The sequence below is a fragment of the Psychrobacter sp. 1U2 genome (assembly GCF_051847575.1).
Window position 1 is genome coordinate 1 of sequence record NZ_JBPYDC010000239.1, and the last position, 1,337, is coordinate 1,337.

General features: G+C 45.1%; 2 protein-coding genes. Both read left to right on the forward strand.

From position 1 onward, the window contains the following. The first annotated feature begins 6 nt into the window (after positions 1-6). On the forward strand, positions 7-987 hold the full coding sequence (locus tag ACS8FD_RS14810) for a zinc-binding dehydrogenase (RefSeq protein WP_439262596.1): 981 nt from the start codon (positions 7-9) through the stop codon (positions 985-987). A 53-nt stretch (positions 988-1,040) separates the two neighbouring features. Then, a partial coding sequence (locus ACS8FD_RS14815) for an alcohol dehydrogenase catalytic domain-containing protein (protein ID WP_439276417.1) occupies positions 1,041-1,337 on the forward strand: 297 nt, incomplete at its 3' end.

Consider the following 1,337-nt stretch of genomic DNA (forward strand, 5'->3'; position numbering starts at 1 on the left):
ATTTCTATGCGCACTGCAACTTACAACGAATTTGGCAAACCCTCTGACGTGCTTAGCGTAACCGAAAGCCCTACTCCAGAACCTAATAATAACCAAGTCCGTATCAAAACCATCTTATCTTCTATCCATAACCATGATCTGGTTACCATCAAAGGCGAGTACGGTAATAAACCTGAACTGCCTGCCACGGGCGGTAGTGAGGCGGTAGGGGAAATCGATGCTTTGGGTGAAGACGTAAAAGGCTTTGAAAAGGGTCAGCGCGTCGTCGTATCAGGCGTACAAGGTACGTGGGCGGAGTACTTTATCGCGCCAGCTCAAAGCATCATTCCTATACCAGACGCTATCGATGATGAAATGGCCGCTCAGCTTATCGCCATGCCGATGAGTGCGCTGCTACTCATTGAGTTCTTAAACATCAAGCCGGGTCAATGGATCATCCAAAATGCTGCCAATGGCGCGGTTGGTGAATCTATGGCGATGCTCACCCCTAAGCGTAATATCAATACGATTAATTTGGTGCGCAGTACAGAGTCCGAGCAAGAGCTGATCGATCTTGGTATTACCAAAAACAACGTTGTCACCGACAACAATGACTGGAAAGAGCAAGTCAAAAATATCGTTGGTGACGACAAAATTAGTGGCGCTGTCGATGCGGTCGGCGGCAAGTCTGGTGGCGAGCTGGTATCTCTACTAGGTAAACACGGTGTGCTAGCATCTTTAGGTGCCATGTCTGGCAAACCGCTCACGCTTAACCCTAGTGACCTGATTTTTAATTTGGCGCAGGTAAAAGGCTTTTGGGCGAGCGATATGATGCAAGAGATTAGTAGCGATGATATGCAGCGCCTAACCCGTGAGCTGATTGAGCGCGCGGCAAGCGGTCAATTAAAACTCCCTACTGGCGGCATTTATCCTTTAGATGATATTCAAACAGCGGTCTCTGAAAAAGTACAGTCAGACAAAAAAGGTAAGATATTGATTAAGCCTTAATATATGTGTTTAAAACCTATTTAATCCAAAAGTAATAAAAAAGGAATAATATTATGTCCAATCAAACAAACGCTGATAATAAAACCTTTAAAGCCTTAGTTGTCGAAGAAACGAACGACGGTGAATTTAAAAAAAGTATTGAGCAGCGCAACGTCAGTGATTTGCCTGAGAACGATTTATTGATCGAAGTGCATTATTCATCATTGAATTTCAAAGACGCTATGTCGGCATCGGGCAATAAAAGAATCACTAGAAACTACCCGCACACCCCCGGTATCGATGCCGCTGGTATCGTCATCAGTGACAAGTCTGGCACCTTTTCAGAGGGTCAAGAAGTCGTCGTATTCGGT